17 protein-coding genes are annotated in these 16,559 nt (G+C 44.5%); 7 read left to right on the top strand and 10 right to left on the bottom strand.

The window, feature by feature from the left end; genetic code table 11:
- The first annotated feature begins 284 nt into the window (after nt 1–284).
- The 3 genes from OO774_RS18760 (at nt 285) to OO774_RS18750 (ending at nt 3,231) form a co-directional block, all read left to right on the top strand.
- Nucleotides 285–1,793 carry a phospholipase D family protein gene (locus tag OO774_RS18760; RefSeq protein WP_264908651.1) on the top strand — a complete coding sequence of 503 codons (1,509 nt, stop codon included), beginning with the start codon at nt 285–287 and terminating at the stop codon, nt 1,791–1,793.
- Nucleotides 1,794–1,973: 180 nt separating this feature from the next.
- Nucleotides 1,974–2,822, top strand: coding sequence for a hypothetical protein (locus OO774_RS18755; protein WP_264908292.1), 849 nt, complete (start codon nt 1,974–1,976; stop codon nt 2,820–2,822).
- A gap of 13 nt (nt 2,823–2,835) precedes the next feature.
- The gene (locus tag OO774_RS18750) at nt 2,836–3,231 is read left to right on the top strand and encodes a DUF2391 family protein (RefSeq protein ID WP_014233629.1); all 396 of its coding nucleotides are present in this window, start codon (nt 2,836–2,838) and stop codon (nt 3,229–3,231) included.
- Between the two features lie 7 nt (nt 3,232–3,238).
- Here the strand turns inward: OO774_RS18750 and soxR are convergent, their stop codons facing one another.
- On the bottom strand, nt 3,239–3,670 hold the full coding sequence (gene soxR, locus OO774_RS18745) for a redox-sensitive transcriptional activator SoxR (protein ID WP_264908288.1): 432 nt from the start codon (nt 3,668–3,670) through the stop codon (nt 3,239–3,241).
- A gap of 97 nt (nt 3,671–3,767) precedes the next feature.
- On the opposite strand from soxR, the gene OO774_RS18740 reads away from it, so the two are divergent.
- Nucleotides 3,768–4,976 (top strand): MFS transporter, encoded by a 1,209-nt coding sequence (locus OO774_RS18740; RefSeq protein WP_264908286.1) that lies wholly within the window; start codon nt 3,768–3,770, stop codon nt 4,974–4,976.
- Between the two features lie 83 nt (nt 4,977–5,059).
- Here the strand turns inward: OO774_RS18740 and OO774_RS18735 are convergent, their stop codons facing one another.
- Nucleotides 5,060–6,448 carry a carbohydrate porin gene (locus OO774_RS18735; protein ID WP_264908284.1) on the bottom strand — a complete coding sequence of 463 codons (1,389 nt, stop codon included), beginning with the start codon at nt 6,446–6,448 and terminating at the stop codon, nt 5,060–5,062.
- Nucleotides 6,449–7,118: 670 nt separating this feature from the next.
- Between OO774_RS18735 and fusA the strand changes: the two genes are divergently transcribed.
- A complete protein-coding gene (gene fusA / locus OO774_RS18730; RefSeq protein ID WP_264908282.1) occupies nt 7,119–9,143 on the top strand; it encodes an elongation factor G in 2,025 nt (674 codons plus the stop codon).
- Between the two features lie 67 nt (nt 9,144–9,210).
- Here fusA and OO774_RS18725 read toward each other — a convergent pair whose 3' ends face one another.
- The 4 genes from OO774_RS18725 to OO774_RS18710 form a co-directional block, all read right to left on the bottom strand.
- On the bottom strand, nt 9,211–9,405 hold the full coding sequence (locus OO774_RS18725) for a hypothetical protein (protein ID WP_264908281.1): 195 nt from the start codon (nt 9,403–9,405) through the stop codon (nt 9,211–9,213).
- Nucleotides 9,406–9,602: 197 nt separating this feature from the next.
- Nucleotides 9,603–9,812: a (Na+)-NQR maturation NqrM gene (nqrM, locus tag OO774_RS18720; protein ID WP_264908279.1), complete on the bottom strand. Its 210-nt coding sequence runs from the start codon at nt 9,810–9,812 to the stop codon at nt 9,603–9,605.
- Nucleotide 9,813: 1 nt separating this feature from the next.
- Nucleotides 9,814–10,314 carry a NifB/NifX family molybdenum-iron cluster-binding protein gene (locus tag OO774_RS18715; protein ID WP_264908277.1) on the bottom strand — a complete coding sequence of 167 codons (501 nt, stop codon included), beginning with the start codon at nt 10,312–10,314 and terminating at the stop codon, nt 9,814–9,816.
- On the bottom strand, nt 10,311–10,601 hold the full coding sequence (locus tag OO774_RS18710; RefSeq protein WP_264908649.1) for a DUF134 domain-containing protein: 291 nt from the start codon (nt 10,599–10,601) through the stop codon (nt 10,311–10,313). Before OO774_RS18710 ends, OO774_RS18715 begins: the two co-directional genes overlap by 4 nt.
- A 396-nt stretch (nt 10,602–10,997) precedes the next feature.
- Between OO774_RS18710 and OO774_RS18705 the strand changes: the two genes are divergently transcribed.
- Nucleotides 10,998–11,528 (top strand): copper resistance protein NlpE, encoded by a 531-nt coding sequence (locus OO774_RS18705; protein WP_264908276.1) that lies wholly within the window; start codon nt 10,998–11,000, stop codon nt 11,526–11,528.
- 348 nt (nt 11,529–11,876) lie between these two features.
- Here the strand turns inward: OO774_RS18705 and OO774_RS18700 are convergent, their stop codons facing one another.
- Entirely contained in the window at nt 11,877–12,761 is an 885-nt protein-coding gene (locus tag OO774_RS18700; RefSeq protein ID WP_264908274.1) for a LysR family transcriptional regulator, read from the bottom strand.
- Nucleotides 12,762–12,853: 92 nt separating this feature from the next.
- Here OO774_RS18700 and OO774_RS18695 point away from each other — a divergent pair, with 92 nt between their 5' ends.
- Nucleotides 12,854–13,762, top strand: coding sequence for a DMT family transporter (locus OO774_RS18695; protein WP_264908272.1), 909 nt, complete (start codon nt 12,854–12,856; stop codon nt 13,760–13,762).
- A 58-nt stretch (nt 13,763–13,820) separates the two neighbouring features.
- Here the strand turns inward: OO774_RS18695 and OO774_RS18690 are convergent, their stop codons facing one another.
- The 3 genes from OO774_RS18690 to pncB form a co-directional block, all read right to left on the bottom strand.
- Nucleotides 13,821–14,339, bottom strand: coding sequence for a glycine zipper 2TM domain-containing protein (locus OO774_RS18690; protein WP_264908270.1), 519 nt, complete (start codon nt 14,337–14,339; stop codon nt 13,821–13,823).
- A 224-nt stretch (nt 14,340–14,563) separates the two neighbouring features.
- Nucleotides 14,564–14,923 (bottom strand): acyl-CoA synthetase, encoded by a 360-nt coding sequence (locus OO774_RS18685; RefSeq protein ID WP_264908268.1) that lies wholly within the window; start codon nt 14,921–14,923, stop codon nt 14,564–14,566.
- Between the two features lie 193 nt (nt 14,924–15,116).
- On the bottom strand, nt 15,117–16,427 hold the full coding sequence (pncB, locus tag OO774_RS18680; protein ID WP_264908267.1) for a nicotinate phosphoribosyltransferase: 1,311 nt from the start codon (nt 16,425–16,427) through the stop codon (nt 15,117–15,119).
- Nucleotides 16,428–16,559: the final 132 nt, after the last annotated feature.

Below are 16,559 nucleotides of genomic sequence, written 5' to 3'. Positions count from 1 at the left end.
TCATGTATAGGTGAGAAATACCAGATATTAGTGAATCCAACCAATTAGAGTAAAAACATTAATTAAATAAATGATTTTGTGCGTCTAAAAAAGCGAGCCAACACAAACTTCTGCGAGAAAAATCAACCCAAATCACAACCTAAACGAGGCATTAAACGCCGGCAGCTAAAATTCTGCTAACTAATGTGTGTGATTGTGTATTCAGCCCTGCACGTTGAAACCATTTGCGTATATACTCAGCTTAAGTAACGTTCTGTATTACAAGGATATGTTCATTGTCTCATATGTTTACTAAGCTCATTTTCACTTGCATGTTTACTTTTCTGTCGGCCTGTTCAGCAATTGAGCACAGAGAGCCTAGTGAGAAGTCCACCACATTTCAGTACGGATACCAATCGGATTCGGCACTGGCACACTATTTTGAAGCTTACGGAAAGGACCCAAAAACGGAGACTGGCTTTTATCCTCTTAACCAAGGTCACGATGCGCTTCTTGCACGTACTTCCCTAATTGAATCTGCGCAAAAAAGTTTGGATCTTCAGTACTATATCTATCGAGGTGATGAGACCAGTAATTTCATTACCTGGCGACTGTACGAAGCCGCAAAACGAGGGGTTCGAATTCGCTTACTGCTTGATGACATGCAAAAGCGCAACGATAAGATGATGGCCGCAATGAATGCCCACCCAAACATCGAAATCCGTCTGTTTAATCCACACCAATATCGCTCGGCAAGGCTATTCGGGTTTGCGACAGACTTCGATCGTCTGAACCGCCGCATGCACAATAAATCGCTCGTTGCTGACAGTGTTGCGGCGGTAGTAGGTGGTCGAAATATCGGCAATGAATATTTCTCTTTCGAATCTGCAGTCTCATTCGGCGACTTCGACTTGCTGCTTTACGGAGAAGCAGTTCAACAAACGGCAGACCAATTTGATCTCTACTGGAACAGTGTTTATTCCATGCCGATGGAGTGGGTTTACCCAGGCTCTGAACAAATCTCAGAAGCGACAATTCAACAGCAAGTCGATAAACTGCAACTTACCGAAAAGTTCACTCAAGGCCGCTACAACTTCAATACCCTCGACATGTATCAAGAGTTGAAGAATGAAAAGCTCAAGCTTTATTGGGGTGAAGGAGACATCTGGTTCGACTTACCTGACAAAGTGGCGACGCACGAAAGCCAGCTGATTAGTAACTTGTCCGAGCTACTCAAAAGTGTGGACAACTCGTTCGTGCTTATCTCTCCATATTTTGTGCCAACCGAAGCAGGAACAAAAGCGCTGACCAACGCAGCGAAACGAGGTGTGGATATTACGATCGTCACCAACAGCCTCGCTTCGAACGATGTCTTTGCGGTACATGGCTGGTATTCAAAGTACCGAGAAGATCTGCTCGCTTCAGGTATCAAACTCTGGGAAGTAAAATCCAGTGCCAAACTTAAGAGCAAATGGAGTTTAACGGGTAGTAGCCGCGCAAGTTTGCATGCCAAAGCGATGCTGATCGATAAAGAGACGCTGTTTGTTGGTTCTATGAACTGGGATCCACGCTCGGCAAAACTCAACACCGAAATGGCAGCCGTAATTAAGCAGCCAGAATACGTGCAAGATTTTCTGGCAGCCTTACCAGAAATGCTCAATAACAACGCTTACCAAGTGATGCTCAGCGACGGAGAAATTGTCTGGACTGATAATAAAACAGGACAGGTATATGACTCAGAACCCGAAGCAAGCGTGTGGCGGAGAATGGGCTCTTGGTTCTCAGGTATTTTACCTATCGAAGATCAGCTTTAACGAATTGCGATAACAATATTCTAAAGTATTACCTAACCTTACTATCACCAGAGTATGACAGGGCTGAAAGGCGAGCAAAAAATAAGGCAAACATTTCTTTTCATAGAACTTTGCTAAACGTTTGTGCGATTTGCTATTGTTGCACGGTCTATCTGTATTGTTAACGCGAAAGGACGTTTTATGCGCTTATTCATTGCTATTTTTATCTCGCTGTTTCTTTCTCTTTCGTCCGCCGTGGCGTCTGAAGAAAAGTACTCCGAATCAGATTTGTTAGATAGACCGCTTATGGAGCGCTATATCTTAGACGAACTGAAAGCACTGCGTCAGGATTTCCAAAATTTAGAAAAGCGCACGATTACCGAAATCACCGACCGTGAACTTAGCGTCGCTGATAAATCACTCAACTACGCCAATGTGACCGTGACGTACTTCTTTTACATCATCGCTGGTGTTGCATCGCTTATCGCTTTCGTGGGCTGGCAGTCGCTACGTGAATTTAAACACAACACCAAAGAGATGGCCGACAAGCGATTGGATAAGATCGCAAGCGAATACGAGAAAAAGTTTGTTGCACTGGAAAGAGACTTAAAACGCAAGACTCGCATCATCAGTGAGAACAACAAAGAAATCGAGAAAATCAACGAAATCCATAACTTATGGCTGCGTGCACAAAGCTCTCAAACACCTGAGCAGCGAATTGAAATTTATGATGAAATTCTGGTTATTCGCCCTGGTGATTTGGAAGCGCTCACTTACAAAGCAGACGCCGCAATGGAAATTAATGAATACCATTGGGCACTAAGCATTTGTAATCGCGTTTTAGAAGTGGACTACACGAATGGTCCGGCACTTTATCAGCGTGCCTGTGCGTATTCACGATTGGGTGTTGAAGAACAAGCGATTGAAGATTTAGAGCGCTCGATTGAATACAGCCCTTCTATACGTGACCTGTTGGCTGAAGAGCGCGATCTTGAATTGCTACACGGCAACGAACGATTTGAGAAGCTGTTGCAACTCCATCACGAGTAACGGAATAAACACCATGAGCCGTCACTTTAACCTAGAGGATGCCAGCCAGGTATTGGTTGGCGCTTTTGCCCTAGCGGTACCGATTTCTTTTTCCGAAGAAGCGTGGCGTTTGGGTGAAAGCTTGCCGATGGCAAACCTGCTGATGCTGTTAAGCCTCTCGGTTATTTTCCTGAGTTTCTTTGCGTATCAGAGTGTGTTCCAAAGCCGAATTCGCCACCGCGTATCCATCTTTATTTTCCGAGTGATCATCGCTTACACCATTGCCGCTGTCGTTGTTGCACTGGTATTGCTTTGTCTTGATAAACTTCCTCTGCTGACAGAACCCTTGGTGGCAATAAAACGTATTATTGTCATCACGATGCCTGCCTCGATGGGTGCAATTGTCGTGGACAGCTTCGATAAAGAATAAAATTATTTTACTCTTCCAAAGTCAGGTTGGAGCCTGAATGATCTTTTCCTAACACATCTTCTGGGTTACGTAAGGCGCACGTTTCAAGCGAGAGGCAACCACATCCAATACAACCACCCAAATCATTCTGGAGTGCTTTCAACTGCTGAATTTTTTGCTCTAACTGCTCGTGCCATTGGCTCGCCATACTCTCCCATTGCGCTTTATTCGGTGCTTGATGCTTAGGCAAGTTATCCAGCGCTTGTTTGATTTCATCTAAAGACAAGCCCACCTGCTGCGCAGCCTTAATCACGGCAACACGGCGTAACACACTTCGGTGATAGCGGCGTTGATTGCCCTGATTGCGCCAGCTCGAAATTAATCCTTTTTGTTCATAAAAATGCAGTGCCGACACTTTTACTCCAGAACGTTTCGCTACTTCACCTACGCTGATTTCCATCCCTGACTCCCATTCCAATGATTTTGCAAAAAACACTTTACCTCAAGTTTACTTGAGGTTTTAGAGTGAGACCAAATCAATTATCGAGGCACAAATTATGAAAAACAAAACTCAGCCTTATTTAATCGGCAGGTTCTTCGACAGTATATCGTCAGGCTTATTTATGATGGCACTTCCCTGGGTTATGCTGGCTTCCCCAGGAATGGGAACATTTGTCGCGTTAGTTTCGCTTAGCTGTACCGCAGTCTCTTTCTTGGTCACACCATTCTTTTCTACTTTGACTGACCGCCATTCACGTAAAACGCTGCTGATTGTGAATCAATGGGTACAAGCGGGAATGGCTCTGGTGGTATTCGCCGCATACAGGCTTGAGCTAGAGTCCCACTGGTTATTGGCTTTTGCGCAGTTGGTGTACTGGGTATCCAGTAATGTTGCCTGGGCAACCAATAACGCATTTACTCAAGAAAACTATCAGCAACATGAATACGCCAAGATTTCTGGTCAGCAGGAAATCGTTATGCAATCCACGACTCTCGGTGCTGGTGCACTCGGCGTGGTGTTACTAGAAAAGTGGGGAATGATGGAGTTCGCTCTGTTTGCGGCAACGGCGTCATCGTTGGCTGCCATTTTTTATATGCTAACGCCTTACACTCGCCGATTGCGTGAGTCACACTCAGCTTCTTTCATGAACCAACTAAAAGAGAGTAAGCACATCTTTAGCCGTGAGCCTTACTTTTTCGGATTCATTTTACTTTCTTGCCTCTCTTATCCGATGTTGACGTACTTAAGCAAATTAGTCCCGATTTGGTTCTCGGAGCAGGACATTACTGGTGATTGGTTTGCCGGCTTTAACATCAGCTTTGGCTTGGGCTCCCTGTTTACCGGGTTGATTGTTACGAAGGTACTGAACCGCCTTCCACACGCCCATATTATCTTCGCATCAATGACGATTCTTTCTCTTACCCTGATTGGAATGAGTTTCTCATTACACCCAATGGGTATATTGATGCTAATAGCCCTATTTGGTGTATTTAACGCGTTGAACCGAATTGCGAGAATTAACTGGATGCATCACACGGTATCCATTCATCAGCGTGGCCGAGTGGATGGAGGAATCAGCATGTTCAGTACTACGGTACAATCACTCAGCTATGTCGTCATTGCCATGCTGAGTCACTATGACATGACACGCTACGGCTTTATCTTCGCTGCCGTTGTCATGATGGTGGCAGTGGGAGCGATGTGGGCACTGCACAAGAATATCGGTAACAACAACGAGTTAGCCCTCCAAACGGTAATGAAATGAGCCGCACTAAGGTTGGAAAATAAAAAAGGATGGCAGCCAACACTGTCATCCTTTTTGTTGTTAACGCTTAAACTAGCAAAACCTTAGAACCAAGTTTCCATCTGCAAAGCAAATACGGTTTCACCGCCACGTCCCATAGTGCTTGCACTGTCATCCACGCTCACAGAGTAATTATTAAGATCATCACTCCAGTCAACATAGCTCACCGCAAAGCGCAGTTCAGGGCGGTCAAAGAAACCCGCGGCCGTCGCTAGTTTTAGCGTTGGTGCTACTGTCGCTTTGTAGAAACCACCACTCGCTTGTTCAACACTGTTGTCTAGGTCCATGTACTGGTAGGTTCCCTCGTAAACCATTTCAAAGTTTTCTGTTAACTCTTGAGCCAAACGAACGTTCAACGAAGCCCACATGAACTCATCATTGGTTTTCACACGATCCTGGCTGTACTCCGCCATTAGTGCAGGTGCAATTCTCCAGTTATCCGCAAAACGCGTCACGCCGTATGAGAACAGACGAATCGCCTCAGCGTCATCGTTCAAATCGCCATTGGAACCGATGCCTTTTAGCTCAGCACCTAACCCCTGACCAATCGAAAAGCCTGTTTTAGAAAAACCGTCATTCACACCGTAAAAACTGTCAGCATGGTAAGCAAACAGAGCATGAACACCACTTTCTGCACGCTGAGTTGGTGACGTGTTGCTAGATGTTCTGTCTTCGTTGTCAGACGACACCATACCACTCAACATCACCTGGATATTGCCAATGCGGTTATTGGTAGTCGCAATGTAGTTCTCGATATCAGTACTTGAGCTGTCGATTTCACCAAAGTCACGACCATAAATTGAGAAGTTCGATTTCCACTCATCCGTGATCTGAACATCGTAAACACCTGCACCAGTGCCGGCTAGGAATACGATATCTGAATCGAAAAAGTGAATATCAAAGTTATCACGGTCGAAACGCTTACCCGCCCAAACTGTCGCATTATCAAACGCACCGCTGAACGATGGCAAATTCTTCAGCTCAGCGTAGACCTGACGAACATTTAATTGGCTGTCGTCAGCGGTCCAATCATTGCTGCTTTCGACACTGTCTGCCAACATGATATGGAATCGAGCACTTGAGCCATCATCCATGTAACGGTTGTGGATCAGGTTTGCTTCTAAGTAGTTATCATCCTCCAAGCCTAAGCGACCAACCGGAGCACCTATCGCACCAGCGGCAGTCATGTAAGGTCCTGTTCCCGTTGCGCCGTTCAGGTCATCATTAATCAAAATACCTGCACGCGCATATCCGTGGAACTCGAATTGCGATGCTGTGTTGTCGGCTTTATTCGCGACTTGCTCCGTTTGCTCTAATCGGGATTCCAACTCGCTAATACGAGCTTCTAGGGCATCCATGTCTTCATTTGCGTGGGCAAATGTTGTAGGTAACAGAGCGGTAGCGATACTTAATGCCAATACATTCGCTTTCATTATTTATTTCTCCAACATTAAATTGATTATTTCGAGACAGTGGCAAACGTTCCCGACAAAATCGATTAAATGTGGACTAAAACTCTAAAGAACAGACCAAAATTCTGTTATATGATCGAACTAAAATGAGTTAACGCCATAAATAATTCGTAAATCACTATATAAAACAAATCGGGAACGATCCCGATAATTGATAAGAAATATTAAGGCCATCACGATTTATTGAGTAAGCACTTGGTACTGATCACAGATTTGGGCCACCACGAAGAAGATGTTTATCTATGTCTATCCAGCTCTGTTCGAACTAGCCTCTTTACAACAACTTTCAAGTTTATGATCTCGATTAAAAAACAATCAGACCCAGCATGAAATAAGTCACATAAAAATCAAGGCTTTTGAGTCATGCTATATAAAGCAAGTGAATTGTTTTTGTATGAATGGGCTGACTTCTGCCAACAAGGTACTTTAAAAATGGTCAGCAACTTCTAATATCGTAATAACCTCTTAATCTGGTTCCCTCAGTAAGGCGGTGGTATGCATAAAGTCATCCGGAAAATGACATGGAAGACGAATAGGCGGTAAACCCGCCCTACTCCAATGCAGTTCGTGACCTAATAACAGGTTTATCTGGAAACTGTGGTTTCCGCACGCCATCTTGCAAGGAGGCTTTATGCCTATCAATAACATCCGCAACATCGCTTTTGTTGGTCAGACAGGAACCGGCAAAACGACCCTCGTCGAAAAACTGCTATTCACCTGTGACGCGACGCATCACTTAGGAAGCGTAGAAAAAGGCGATACCGTTACCGACTTCGACCCCCAATCTATTCAATATCAACATAGTATCGAAGCAACTCCTGTCGCGTTACGCTGGAATGATCATCGCCTGAATATTATCGACACTCCGGGACAGAGTGAATTACTCGGTAGAACGCTCAGTGTTTTTCCGGCCGTTGAAACCTCTGCACTGATTGTCGACCCACAAACGCCACTCAACCAAACCTCTGATCGCTTGTTTACCTTTGCTCAAGAACAACAAAAGTGTCAGATGATCATCATTAACAAGCTCGACAACCAAGGCAACCAGTTACAAATACTGATGGATAACATCGTTGAGCACTTTGGCGATAAGTGTTTACCGATAAACCTGCCTTCTGCCGATGGTCAGTCCGTTATCGACTGTTACTTCGAGCCTGAATTGGAGCGAGAAACGCAACTGGCTAAAGTCACCGAAGCACATGAAACCTTAATTGACCAGGTCATTGAAGTTGATGAAGAGTTAATGGAACTGTATTTGGAGCAAGGCTCAGAACTCACTGCTGAACAACTGCATGATCCATTTGAAGAGGCTCTAAGAACTGGTCACGTGATTCCTATCTGCTTTGTTTCTGCACTGACGGGAGCGGGTGTCGAGCTACTACTTCGTACCCTGGCTGAAATTATGCCGATGCCAAACGAAGGTAATCCGCCACTGCTTGAAAAAAACGGCAAGAAAATCAAAGTTAATTGTGAGTCTCTGGAACATACCGTTGCGCATGTTTATAAGGTGAGTGTCGACCCATATATGGGCAAACTGGCTTACCTTCGCGTTTACCAGGGTGAAATTAACGCTGGCAGTCAGCTTTACATCGGTGAAAGTAATAAAGCGTTCAAGGTTGGGCACTTGTACCAACTGCAAGGTAAAGAGCGGACAGAGATTCCACGTGCGATTGCGGGTGACTTCTGTGTATTAGCTAAAGTGGATGATCTTGAATTTGACTCTATCGTTCATGACTCCCATGACGAAGACGGCGTTGAGCTAAAAACACTCAATTTCCCAGACTCCATGTACTCTCTGTGCTTAAAACCACTAAAACGCGGAGACGAACAAAAACTGGGCGACGTACTTAACAAAATCGCCAGTGAAGATCCTTCGTTACGCATCGAACATCGAGCAAGAACCAACGAGACTATCATCAGTGGACAGGGCGAATTCCATCTCAAAGTCGCGCTGGAGAAAATGGCTAACGTATACAAGCTAGATGTCGAAACGTGCCAACCAAGTGTCGAATACTTCGAAACCATCACCAAACCTGCCGAAGGTCATTACCGACATAAGAAACAGAGTGGCGGCGCAGGTCAGTTTGGCGAAGTGCAGTTAAGAGTTCGTCCTTTGGAGCGTGGTGCTGGGTTCAAATTCATCAACAAAGTGGTTGGTGGCGCGATTCCTACCGCCCTTATTCCTGCGGTCGAGAAAGGCATATTGCAAGCATTGGAAGAAGGCGCTATCTCTGGTAACCCGATCAAAGATCTTGAAGTGACCGTTTATGATGGTAAATATCATTCTGTTGACTCTAAAGAGATAGCCTTTGTCATTGCGGGTAAAAAGGCGTTCTTAGATGCGGTTACTAATGCCGACCCAATTGTTCTTGAACCTATCATCCAGATGGAATTACACATTCCAACCATTAGTGTGGGGGATGTATCAGGTGATTTGTCTGGCAACCGAGGATTAATTGAAGGCACTGAGCCTGTGGATAATAACTTCACTCTGATCAGAGCGAAATCTCCAGTGAATGAGCTTCAAGACTACGCCCGAAGATTACGTGCGATTACCGGAGGTGAAGGCAGTTTCAGCATGACATTAAGTCATTATGAGCCAGCTCCACCAGCCGTTCAGCAACAAGTCTGTCAAAGTAGTACCCAACAGAACTAATATTTGCCAAACTCCGAAAATTAAAGCGCCCTCATGTCGAGGGCGCATTTTTTATTTGTATTCGGAGCTATTTATCTAGCGACAATCCAATTTGACTGATTTTACTTTCGAATTCTTCGATACTTTCCGCTTTGTAGGTCGGTGAACCGTTAAAGTAGCGTGGTTTCTCTGGCAACATTGCATTTTTCAGTTCTTGTTCCTGATCCATGTTGTCATGATAAACCGTTACACGATGTGGAATATCCTGCTTCATTACAGCCATATTGGTTCCCCTTTAGTAGTAGCACGAATTTTAAGCGTAGACCGAAATTCAGAGAGCAACAAAACCCTAAATCAAAATTTAGACACTCGCCTCAGACCAAATGCAACATATTGCATTAATTCACACTCTATGTTTGCCTGGCACAAGAAAATAACTAGCCAGCCCCAGGCCAGCTTTACCCGATGAGAGTAGTGGTATCAATGCTCCGACGTCGACTGAGGCTCGGAAATTTGATACAACTGACGCTGAGACTCAGAACATGTGGTTTCACAGTTACACACTTTATCGACACCAACATTATTCAGGCCACCACAGCTGCCTTGAATGCGCTTGTTGTGAAAAATCACCCCAAGTGACATCAACAAAATAATTAGGAGAAAACCAACAAAGGTAAATACCCAGACCATGCTAACCAACCTTGTTATCTGAAGCCTTTAAACTAAGTATAGCGGGGCTAGATTTTGCAGCAAATATCGCCCTTGCTTGCTGTGGGCGAGCCAAAAGTGACGGTTTTGATTTTTTGCCACCACAACCACGTGATCCGCATCCGCCCTTTGTCTTATGATTAACTGAAGGTCGACCCTGAGACGCCTCAGTCAGCGGTGTTCTGGCCACCCCTAAAACATCTTCTAACGAACTGCGAGTAGATAACCGAAAAACCTGTTTACCATTACGCAGTAATTTTTCCAGCGCTCGTTCACCAATATTACGAACCAGCACAGCATCGACGTTGTACTGATTCAATGACTGGATCATCTGGGACTTTGCTTTACAACCAGACTGGGGCATCGAGGCAATATTCGCTAAATTGTGCAACATGCCCTCTTCATCGGAATAAATCGCAATATAGGGCGCTTTGACGAAGTGGTTGGCCACTCGCTCACCATCGTTTGGAACAGCATAAATCATAAGTTCGACTCCTCATTAGGAAAAACCAGTGCATGACCTTCAACTAAACTTTTTGCGACTTTAAATCGTGCTCTTTTTACCGTGTTGCCAAAAGTTTGTCTCGATATGCCCATTTGATCGGCGGCTTGCTGCTGGCTTAACCCTTGCAAATCAGCAAGACGCAATGCTTCGAGCTCTTCAGGCAGTATGTTAACTTTTTCCAATTGCTGAAAAGGCACACCATTAGGTTTAAAACAATGATGGGCTGCGCGCCCACATATTTTTCGTTCTATTTTTGGTCTAGCCATCATCATTCCTCTTAACGCTCAACATACCCTAATCACTCCAAGAAATAGGTTATTGCAATACACGTTACTCCCCATTTTGGCATATGCCAATAACAATTTATGGCATATGCCATAAATGTAAGTTTGCAAAAATCGTAGATTGCGAGAGATCAGATAAACGGCTATTCAGATAGAAGTGTCTAAATTAGTGATGTTTTTTATACATGTACAAAATAAACTCACAATAAACTAGCGAGAAACAATAGCTTTACACTACTCTGATTGTTCTGACATTTTCCTACCAGAAACCGATTTTATTGACACGACGATATCATTCCCTTGCTTTGTTATGACGTAAATTTCATAAGTGAAGCTAACATTAATGACATGCATAATCTTGTTTGAAAGAGGGATAAAATGAAAAAGACAATGTTGGCTGTAACAAGTGCGGTTATTATTCTTGCAGGCTGCCAAGACGAAAAACCAGCAGAGATGACCGCGGTGGAAACACCTCAAGTGGAAGAGATGCAAGTCGCTGAAACGACTGACGCCATGCCAGCCCCAGAAGAGCAAGCAGTAGAAGAACAGGGCATTTCAGCAGAAACGTTTGTCGACAATCAACACAATGCAAGCAACGCGCTGGATTGGAATGGCACTTACCGAGGTACACTGCCATGTGCAGATTGTTCCGGCATTGATATCAGCATCACTCTCAATCAAGACGGTACCTACGTGCTTGAGCAAAGCTACCAAGGCAAAGAAGATGGTCAATTCAAGTCAGAAGGTCAATTCAGCTGGGATGAGAGCGGCAGCACGGTAACACTGACCAACGAAGACGCACCGAACCAGTACTTTGTCGGCGAAAACATGCTAATGAAGCTAGACATGAACGGTGAGAAAGTATCAGGTGAGCTTGCTTCTAACTACAACTTAATCAAACAACAATAAGAACTACGTTTTTGATCAAGCTTCAAAGCCGAGCTCCCCGCTTAATGCCATTCGTTTAACTGCGAATGGCATGTTTAAGTTTCCCGTCTTCCTGAACAGCGACGAAGGAGCGTGATTCAGGATCTAATTTCCGAGCACTTTATGGCCAAAGTTATTTCATTAACTGCTCAGCGCGCTGCTATTAGATTCCTAGTCTCGCTAGCGCTCGCTGGAATGACTCGGATAAGATCATTAAACGATTGGCATTGAGTTCCCCGCTCGGCTTTTCCATGCCAGTTTAAGTCTTCTAGGTTCTAAGATTTCTCTTTAGCGACAACGGTGATTGTAGCCACACAGCCACCGACTTTCTTACAAGCATTGCTGCTTCAACCAGTGAGTTAACTTTATAATCTCAGCTTGCTGAGCTCGACTCTTCTTATGCACAAAGTAAAAACTGTCGCCAGTATCTAAGCCATGAGACGGAATATAGACCAGATCTTGCGCCATATCGCGCTCATTGAGCATAAAGTCGTTGGCGAACGCGATACCTTGGTCATAACGCGCAGCCTCTATTGCCAGCAACATATGGCTAAAATGTTGGATATCGACATTAGCAGGTAAAGAGAACCCACCTGCAGCGCACCACTCTGCCCAATCCTTTCCACGCTCGCGATAGATGGAATCGGTTGAAAGCAATGGGTATTGCCAAAGTGCCTCTGGCATAGGTTTACCTTGCATCTCTTTCCATACTTTATGGCTACAAACGGGATACAAAATGTCTTGGTATAAATGAACAGAGACATAATTTCGCTTTGGTTTCTGTACCGTAATAAAACAATCTCCGACACTGTCCGTCTGATCTGGGTCGCTCGCCACCATATTAAGCGTGAGCTCAATCTCGGGATGTAAGCGCTTAAAATCGGACAAACGCGGTATCAGCCATTTCACCGCTAGCGAACTATAAATCGCGAGCCTAATACTGCCCTTTTCACCTTCGCGCACCTTCTGACTTGCCATCGCAATTGCGCTAATCGCAGGACTAATGTCATCCAGATATAGTGCTCCTGTATCTGACAAAGAGAGCTTTCTACCCTGGCGAATAAAGAGTGACTCCCCTAGGTAATCCTCAAGTAAACGGATCTGATGACTCACGGCACTTTGCGTCACATTGAGCTCTTCAGCGGCAAGCGAAAAACTCAAATTTCGCGCCACAGATTCGAAGCAGTGAACCGCTCTAAGCGGAGGTAATTTCATTATCTAAAAATCTCATACTTAAACTAATAAATATCACTTCCCTTCATCCTATGTCATCACCTACTCTTGCGCAAAGAATGAGGAGATAAAAAGTGAAAGTTACGTCTGTCGGAGCAGCCATGCTGCTATTAATTTTTGGAAACCTAATTGCGGTTATCTCAGACGCTTTGATTAAAAGTGTCGGGAATGAGGTGCCAGTGTTTCAGTTCGTCTTATTTCGACAAGTTTCTGCTGTGCTTTTTCTGTTACCTTTTTGTTTGTTTAATCGACCAAGCCAATTAATGCATGGGTTTAAGTGGCATGCTATTCGTGCCCATGTCTGGCTACTTGGCGCAATATTCATGGTCTTTGCGATCTCATCTTTACCGCTCGCGACGGCTAACGCTATTTTCTATGCCGCTCCTTTAATGATGTTGCCTATTGCCGCACTGTTTTTCAAAGAGCAGCTTTCGAAACAATCTGTCGCCGCTGCGATAATGGGATTCCTTGGCGTGTTAGTGATTATTCGTCCTGATCAGATCGAGTGGGCAGCGATTTCAGCGTTTGTCGTCGCAGTATGTATAGCGGTCAATAACTTGCTCATTCGCAAAGTGCCAAGAGAACAGTCGGTAATGCACACTTTGCTGATGACCAATCTAGCGGGCATTCCAGTCGCGTTGTTGTTGGTATTTATCGAGGCGAAGCCTTGGGATTGGAGCGCTTTCCCAGTCGCAGCAGGTTCCAGCTTATTTATCATGATATATGCAGCGACATGTGTACTCGCATACCGTTCAATAGAAAGCAATAAGATTGCCAGCGCAGAATACAGTGGCTTGATTGGCGCAGCCCTGATTGGCTTTATTTGGTTTGACGAAGTGCCGGATATTTTCATGGCCATCGGCACGGTTATGATTCTCGTACCTTTGATTTGGCTGTCTAAGCGAGAGCGCCGCATGCGAAAACAACAGGCTCAAATGCAAGCCAACCTGGAACTGGAGCAACAACAGGCTCAGGTTACCTGAAACTAAAAATCCCCTTTGCCCAAAAGGCAAAGGGGATTCTGTTTAATCTGAGGTCCAATTACTGTGGCAGAACCACATTGCCATCTTGGATTGGGAAGCTTTTCGTCGCTGGCTTACTTGCTAGACGAACCGTTTTTGGCGCACCTGCGACTTCATAGGTGACATCATAACCCACTACTTTTTCTGATGTCGTATATTCGGTGTGACATTGCTGCTTTGTCGTCGTAACCACATCACCCTTTTGCACATTTTCTTGGATCTTACGACCTGTTAATGCACCAGCAATTGTCCCTGCTGCCGTAGCAATGATCTTACCAGAACCACCACCAATCTGGTTGCCAAGAGCAGCACCTGCCGCAGCCCCACCAACAGTACCAAGAATTTTATTGTCATCTGTCGGTGCAACTTGCTGCGTCACCACCACATCTTTACACACTTGATGAGGGTTCTTGACTGTTTCTGTCACTGCTTCAATCAAAGTGATGTTAGCTTGAGTCGGAGCTGGCGGCGTCTTCTCCTTACAGCCTGCTAATACAGCAACAACCACTGCCGCAATTGCAATAGGTTTAGTCTTCATGGTTTACATCCCAGCATAGTTTATTCTATGACCGGTATAGTAAGTCGGGAAAATAAATTCACATCAGGCGAACATAAACCCTCTGTCATTAGAGAGTTAAAAAACGGCGTTTTTTTAAGAGTTCGTAAAGAAACAACAAACTGGATGTCAATTACGCCGACATTGCATCAACGACACCTATCACTGATGCAATCTCATTAAGCGAAACTGATTGATACTGAGGATCAGGCTAAACTGAGGAACAGTTCATCGTCTGATAAGTATTTATGTCGGTGACTCATGCTACGCACGTGCATAAACATAAAATCGGGAAATCCCGGGGCAATAATGTTGTTTGGTTCCCAGCAAACACCACCGACAAAAACATAGCGACCTTGCTTTTCTTCATCATGGAGCGGGTTATTGATCGGTGAAGATAACTCCGCGCGGCAGCCTTCAACTACGCACACGATTTGTCCTTTGAACAGGCCGATTACCCTCCTCACCAAGTTGGCTTTGATACCACATTTCCAAGCCTGACGAGTTGCCATTTCATAGCCGTATTTTCTTATTGCTTTCTTCTGCAAATGTACAACTAAATTCATTTTTCACTCCTGATTCAAGCTATTACGTTGAAGCCCAAAGTCATCAAGAAGCAGTTAGACACACAGTTAAGCGAACTCGCTGTGGGTAACGTTGGGTAAAGATACTATAACGAAATCACCCTCTACGTTAGCCTAACTAATTTTTGTCGACACGATAGAGGGTGGTTATCAAGATGGGGAGGTTGGATGGCAATCAGGCATCAATCAGGTAGTTCTGTCCCTCATTCTCCAGACGATCAATGAGATCACGGCACTCATCTAAATCTAATGGCTGCTCAAAGCGGCGCTTTAGATTCATCAAAAAGAAAATGTCTTCACACATCGCTTTTTCTGGTTCATCACTAATTTTCGCGACAGGCGAATCGTTGCAGGAGACCATTTTAATTACCATGGATAAAGGCTTATAAGCCGTGCCTTTATCGTTAATATAATCGCCCATGTCGTTTGCCAGGAAAGTACCAATACCGAAGCTAACCTGAACTCGACCCTGAAAATGCTCACAAATGTCTAACGCTTGTTCAAAATTAAGACCGTCGGTAAATACCAGAGTCTTGGTCATAGGATCGATATTCAAAGATCGATAGTGCTCAATCATTTTTTCGCCCCAAGCATACGGACAACCACTGTCATGACGCACGCCAAAGTAGGCATTACTGAGCTCTTCATCAAAGTCTTTAAGGAAAGCATCAATACCGATCGTATCCGTCAGTGCAATGCCTAACGCACCGTTAAACATCTCCTGCCAACGTTGCAACGCTATTTTCTGCGAGTCACGGACATTCACTAACGCCTGATGCCCCATAAACCACTCATGAGCCACAGTGCCAATCGGGGTGAGATCCATTTCACGCGCTAAATGGTAGTTACTGGTCCCCGTAAGACAATCGGGTAGCTCCTGACACAAATACTCGAGCATGGTTCGCTGTGCCTGAAAGGAGAAACGACGTCGAGTCGACATATCGGAAAATTTGAAACTCGAGATATTACGACGCTTCAGCTCCGACTTAAGATAACTAACTTTATCTTGCAATACCGTCTGGAACTGCTGTAACGGAATATCAGACCAACGCAGACGACTGCGAACTTCAGAAACGATACTCATGATAATGGTTTCGTACAAAATGGTCTCTTTCCACAACCCACTGATCGTGATGCGTAATTGGCTGGAACCATCTGGCATCGTTTTATTGTGCAGCGACACATCATTTTGTGGATTAAAGCGGAAGTGGCGTAATGCATCGACAAACTCGGGCTTGAGATACGGAGCGACACTTTTCATGTACTTGATTTCATCGTCTGTAAAACGAAGGTCTTGAAGCTTAAGGATTTCTGCTTCTACAACAGGCAGCAACTCAGACAGATCTTCTTCACTACGAACGATAAATTTGTATGACACCAGCGCATCAGGATACAAAGCGGCAACAGCGCTCATCATGTTCACTTTATAAACATCAAAGTCCAAAGCACTTTGGATGATGCGAGAAGAAAATAGATTGGTTGTCATTCGGTGCCCTTCCACATACCCTTCCCTGAGTATATAACTTTTTGTTACTAACTAATTTGCGTAAACAATAAACACCCATCATTAGTTTGTCAACTTTTGTTACTAACCACTCTTTTTAATAAGGTTTTTATC

The sequence above is a fragment of the Vibrio sp. STUT-A11 genome (assembly GCF_026000435.1).
Lineage (GTDB): Bacteria > Pseudomonadota > Gammaproteobacteria > Enterobacterales > Vibrionaceae > Vibrio.
The sequence above is the reverse complement of the archived record's forward strand: the minus strand, read 5'-3'. Positions and strand labels throughout refer to the sequence as shown.

Excerpts from the sequence above, each read along its gene's own strand:
- OO774_RS18685 (WP_264908268.1), bottom strand. The coding sequence starts at position 14,923 with ATGAATTTAGTTGTACATTTGCAGAAGAAAGCAATAAGAAAATACGGC.
- OO774_RS18735 (WP_264908284.1), bottom strand. The coding sequence starts at position 6,448 with ATGAAAGCGAATGTATTGGCATTAAGTATCGCTACCGCTCTGTTACCT.
- OO774_RS18710 (WP_264908649.1), bottom strand. The coding sequence starts at position 10,601 with ATGGCTAGACCAAAAATAGAACGAAAAATATGTGGGCGCGCAGCCCAT.
- OO774_RS18725 (WP_264908281.1), bottom strand. The coding sequence starts at position 9,405 with ATGGCTGTAATGAAGCAGGATATTCCACATCGTGTAACGGTTTATCAT.
- nqrM (WP_264908279.1), bottom strand. The coding sequence starts at position 9,812 with ATGGTCTGGGTATTTACCTTTGTTGGTTTTCTCCTAATTATTTTGTTG.
- OO774_RS18705 (WP_264908276.1), top strand. The coding sequence starts at position 10,998 with ATGAAAAAGACAATGTTGGCTGTAACAAGTGCGGTTATTATTCTTGCA.
- OO774_RS18750 (WP_014233629.1), top strand. The coding sequence starts at position 2,836 with ATGAGCCGTCACTTTAACCTAGAGGATGCCAGCCAGGTATTGGTTGGC.
- OO774_RS18740 (WP_264908286.1), top strand. The coding sequence starts at position 3,768 with ATGAAAAACAAAACTCAGCCTTATTTAATCGGCAGGTTCTTCGACAGT.
- pncB (WP_264908267.1), bottom strand. The coding sequence starts at position 16,427 with ATGACAACCAATCTATTTTCTTCTCGCATCATCCAAAGTGCTTTGGAC.
- fusA (WP_264908282.1), top strand. The coding sequence starts at position 7,119 with ATGCCTATCAATAACATCCGCAACATCGCTTTTGTTGGTCAGACAGGA.
- OO774_RS18755 (WP_264908292.1), top strand. The coding sequence starts at position 1,974 with ATGCGCTTATTCATTGCTATTTTTATCTCGCTGTTTCTTTCTCTTTCG.
- OO774_RS18700 (WP_264908274.1), bottom strand. The coding sequence starts at position 12,761 with ATGAAATTACCTCCGCTTAGAGCGGTTCACTGCTTCGAATCTGTGGCG.
- OO774_RS18760 (WP_264908651.1), top strand. The coding sequence starts at position 285 with ATGTTTACTAAGCTCATTTTCACTTGCATGTTTACTTTTCTGTCGGCC.
- OO774_RS18715 (WP_264908277.1), bottom strand. The coding sequence starts at position 10,314 with ATGATTTATGCTGTTCCAAACGATGGTGAGCGAGTGGCCAACCACTTC.
- OO774_RS18690 (WP_264908270.1), bottom strand. The coding sequence starts at position 14,339 with ATGAAGACTAAACCTATTGCAATTGCGGCAGTGGTTGTTGCTGTATTA.
- soxR (WP_264908288.1), bottom strand. The coding sequence starts at position 3,670 with ATGGAAATCAGCGTAGGTGAAGTAGCGAAACGTTCTGGAGTAAAAGTG.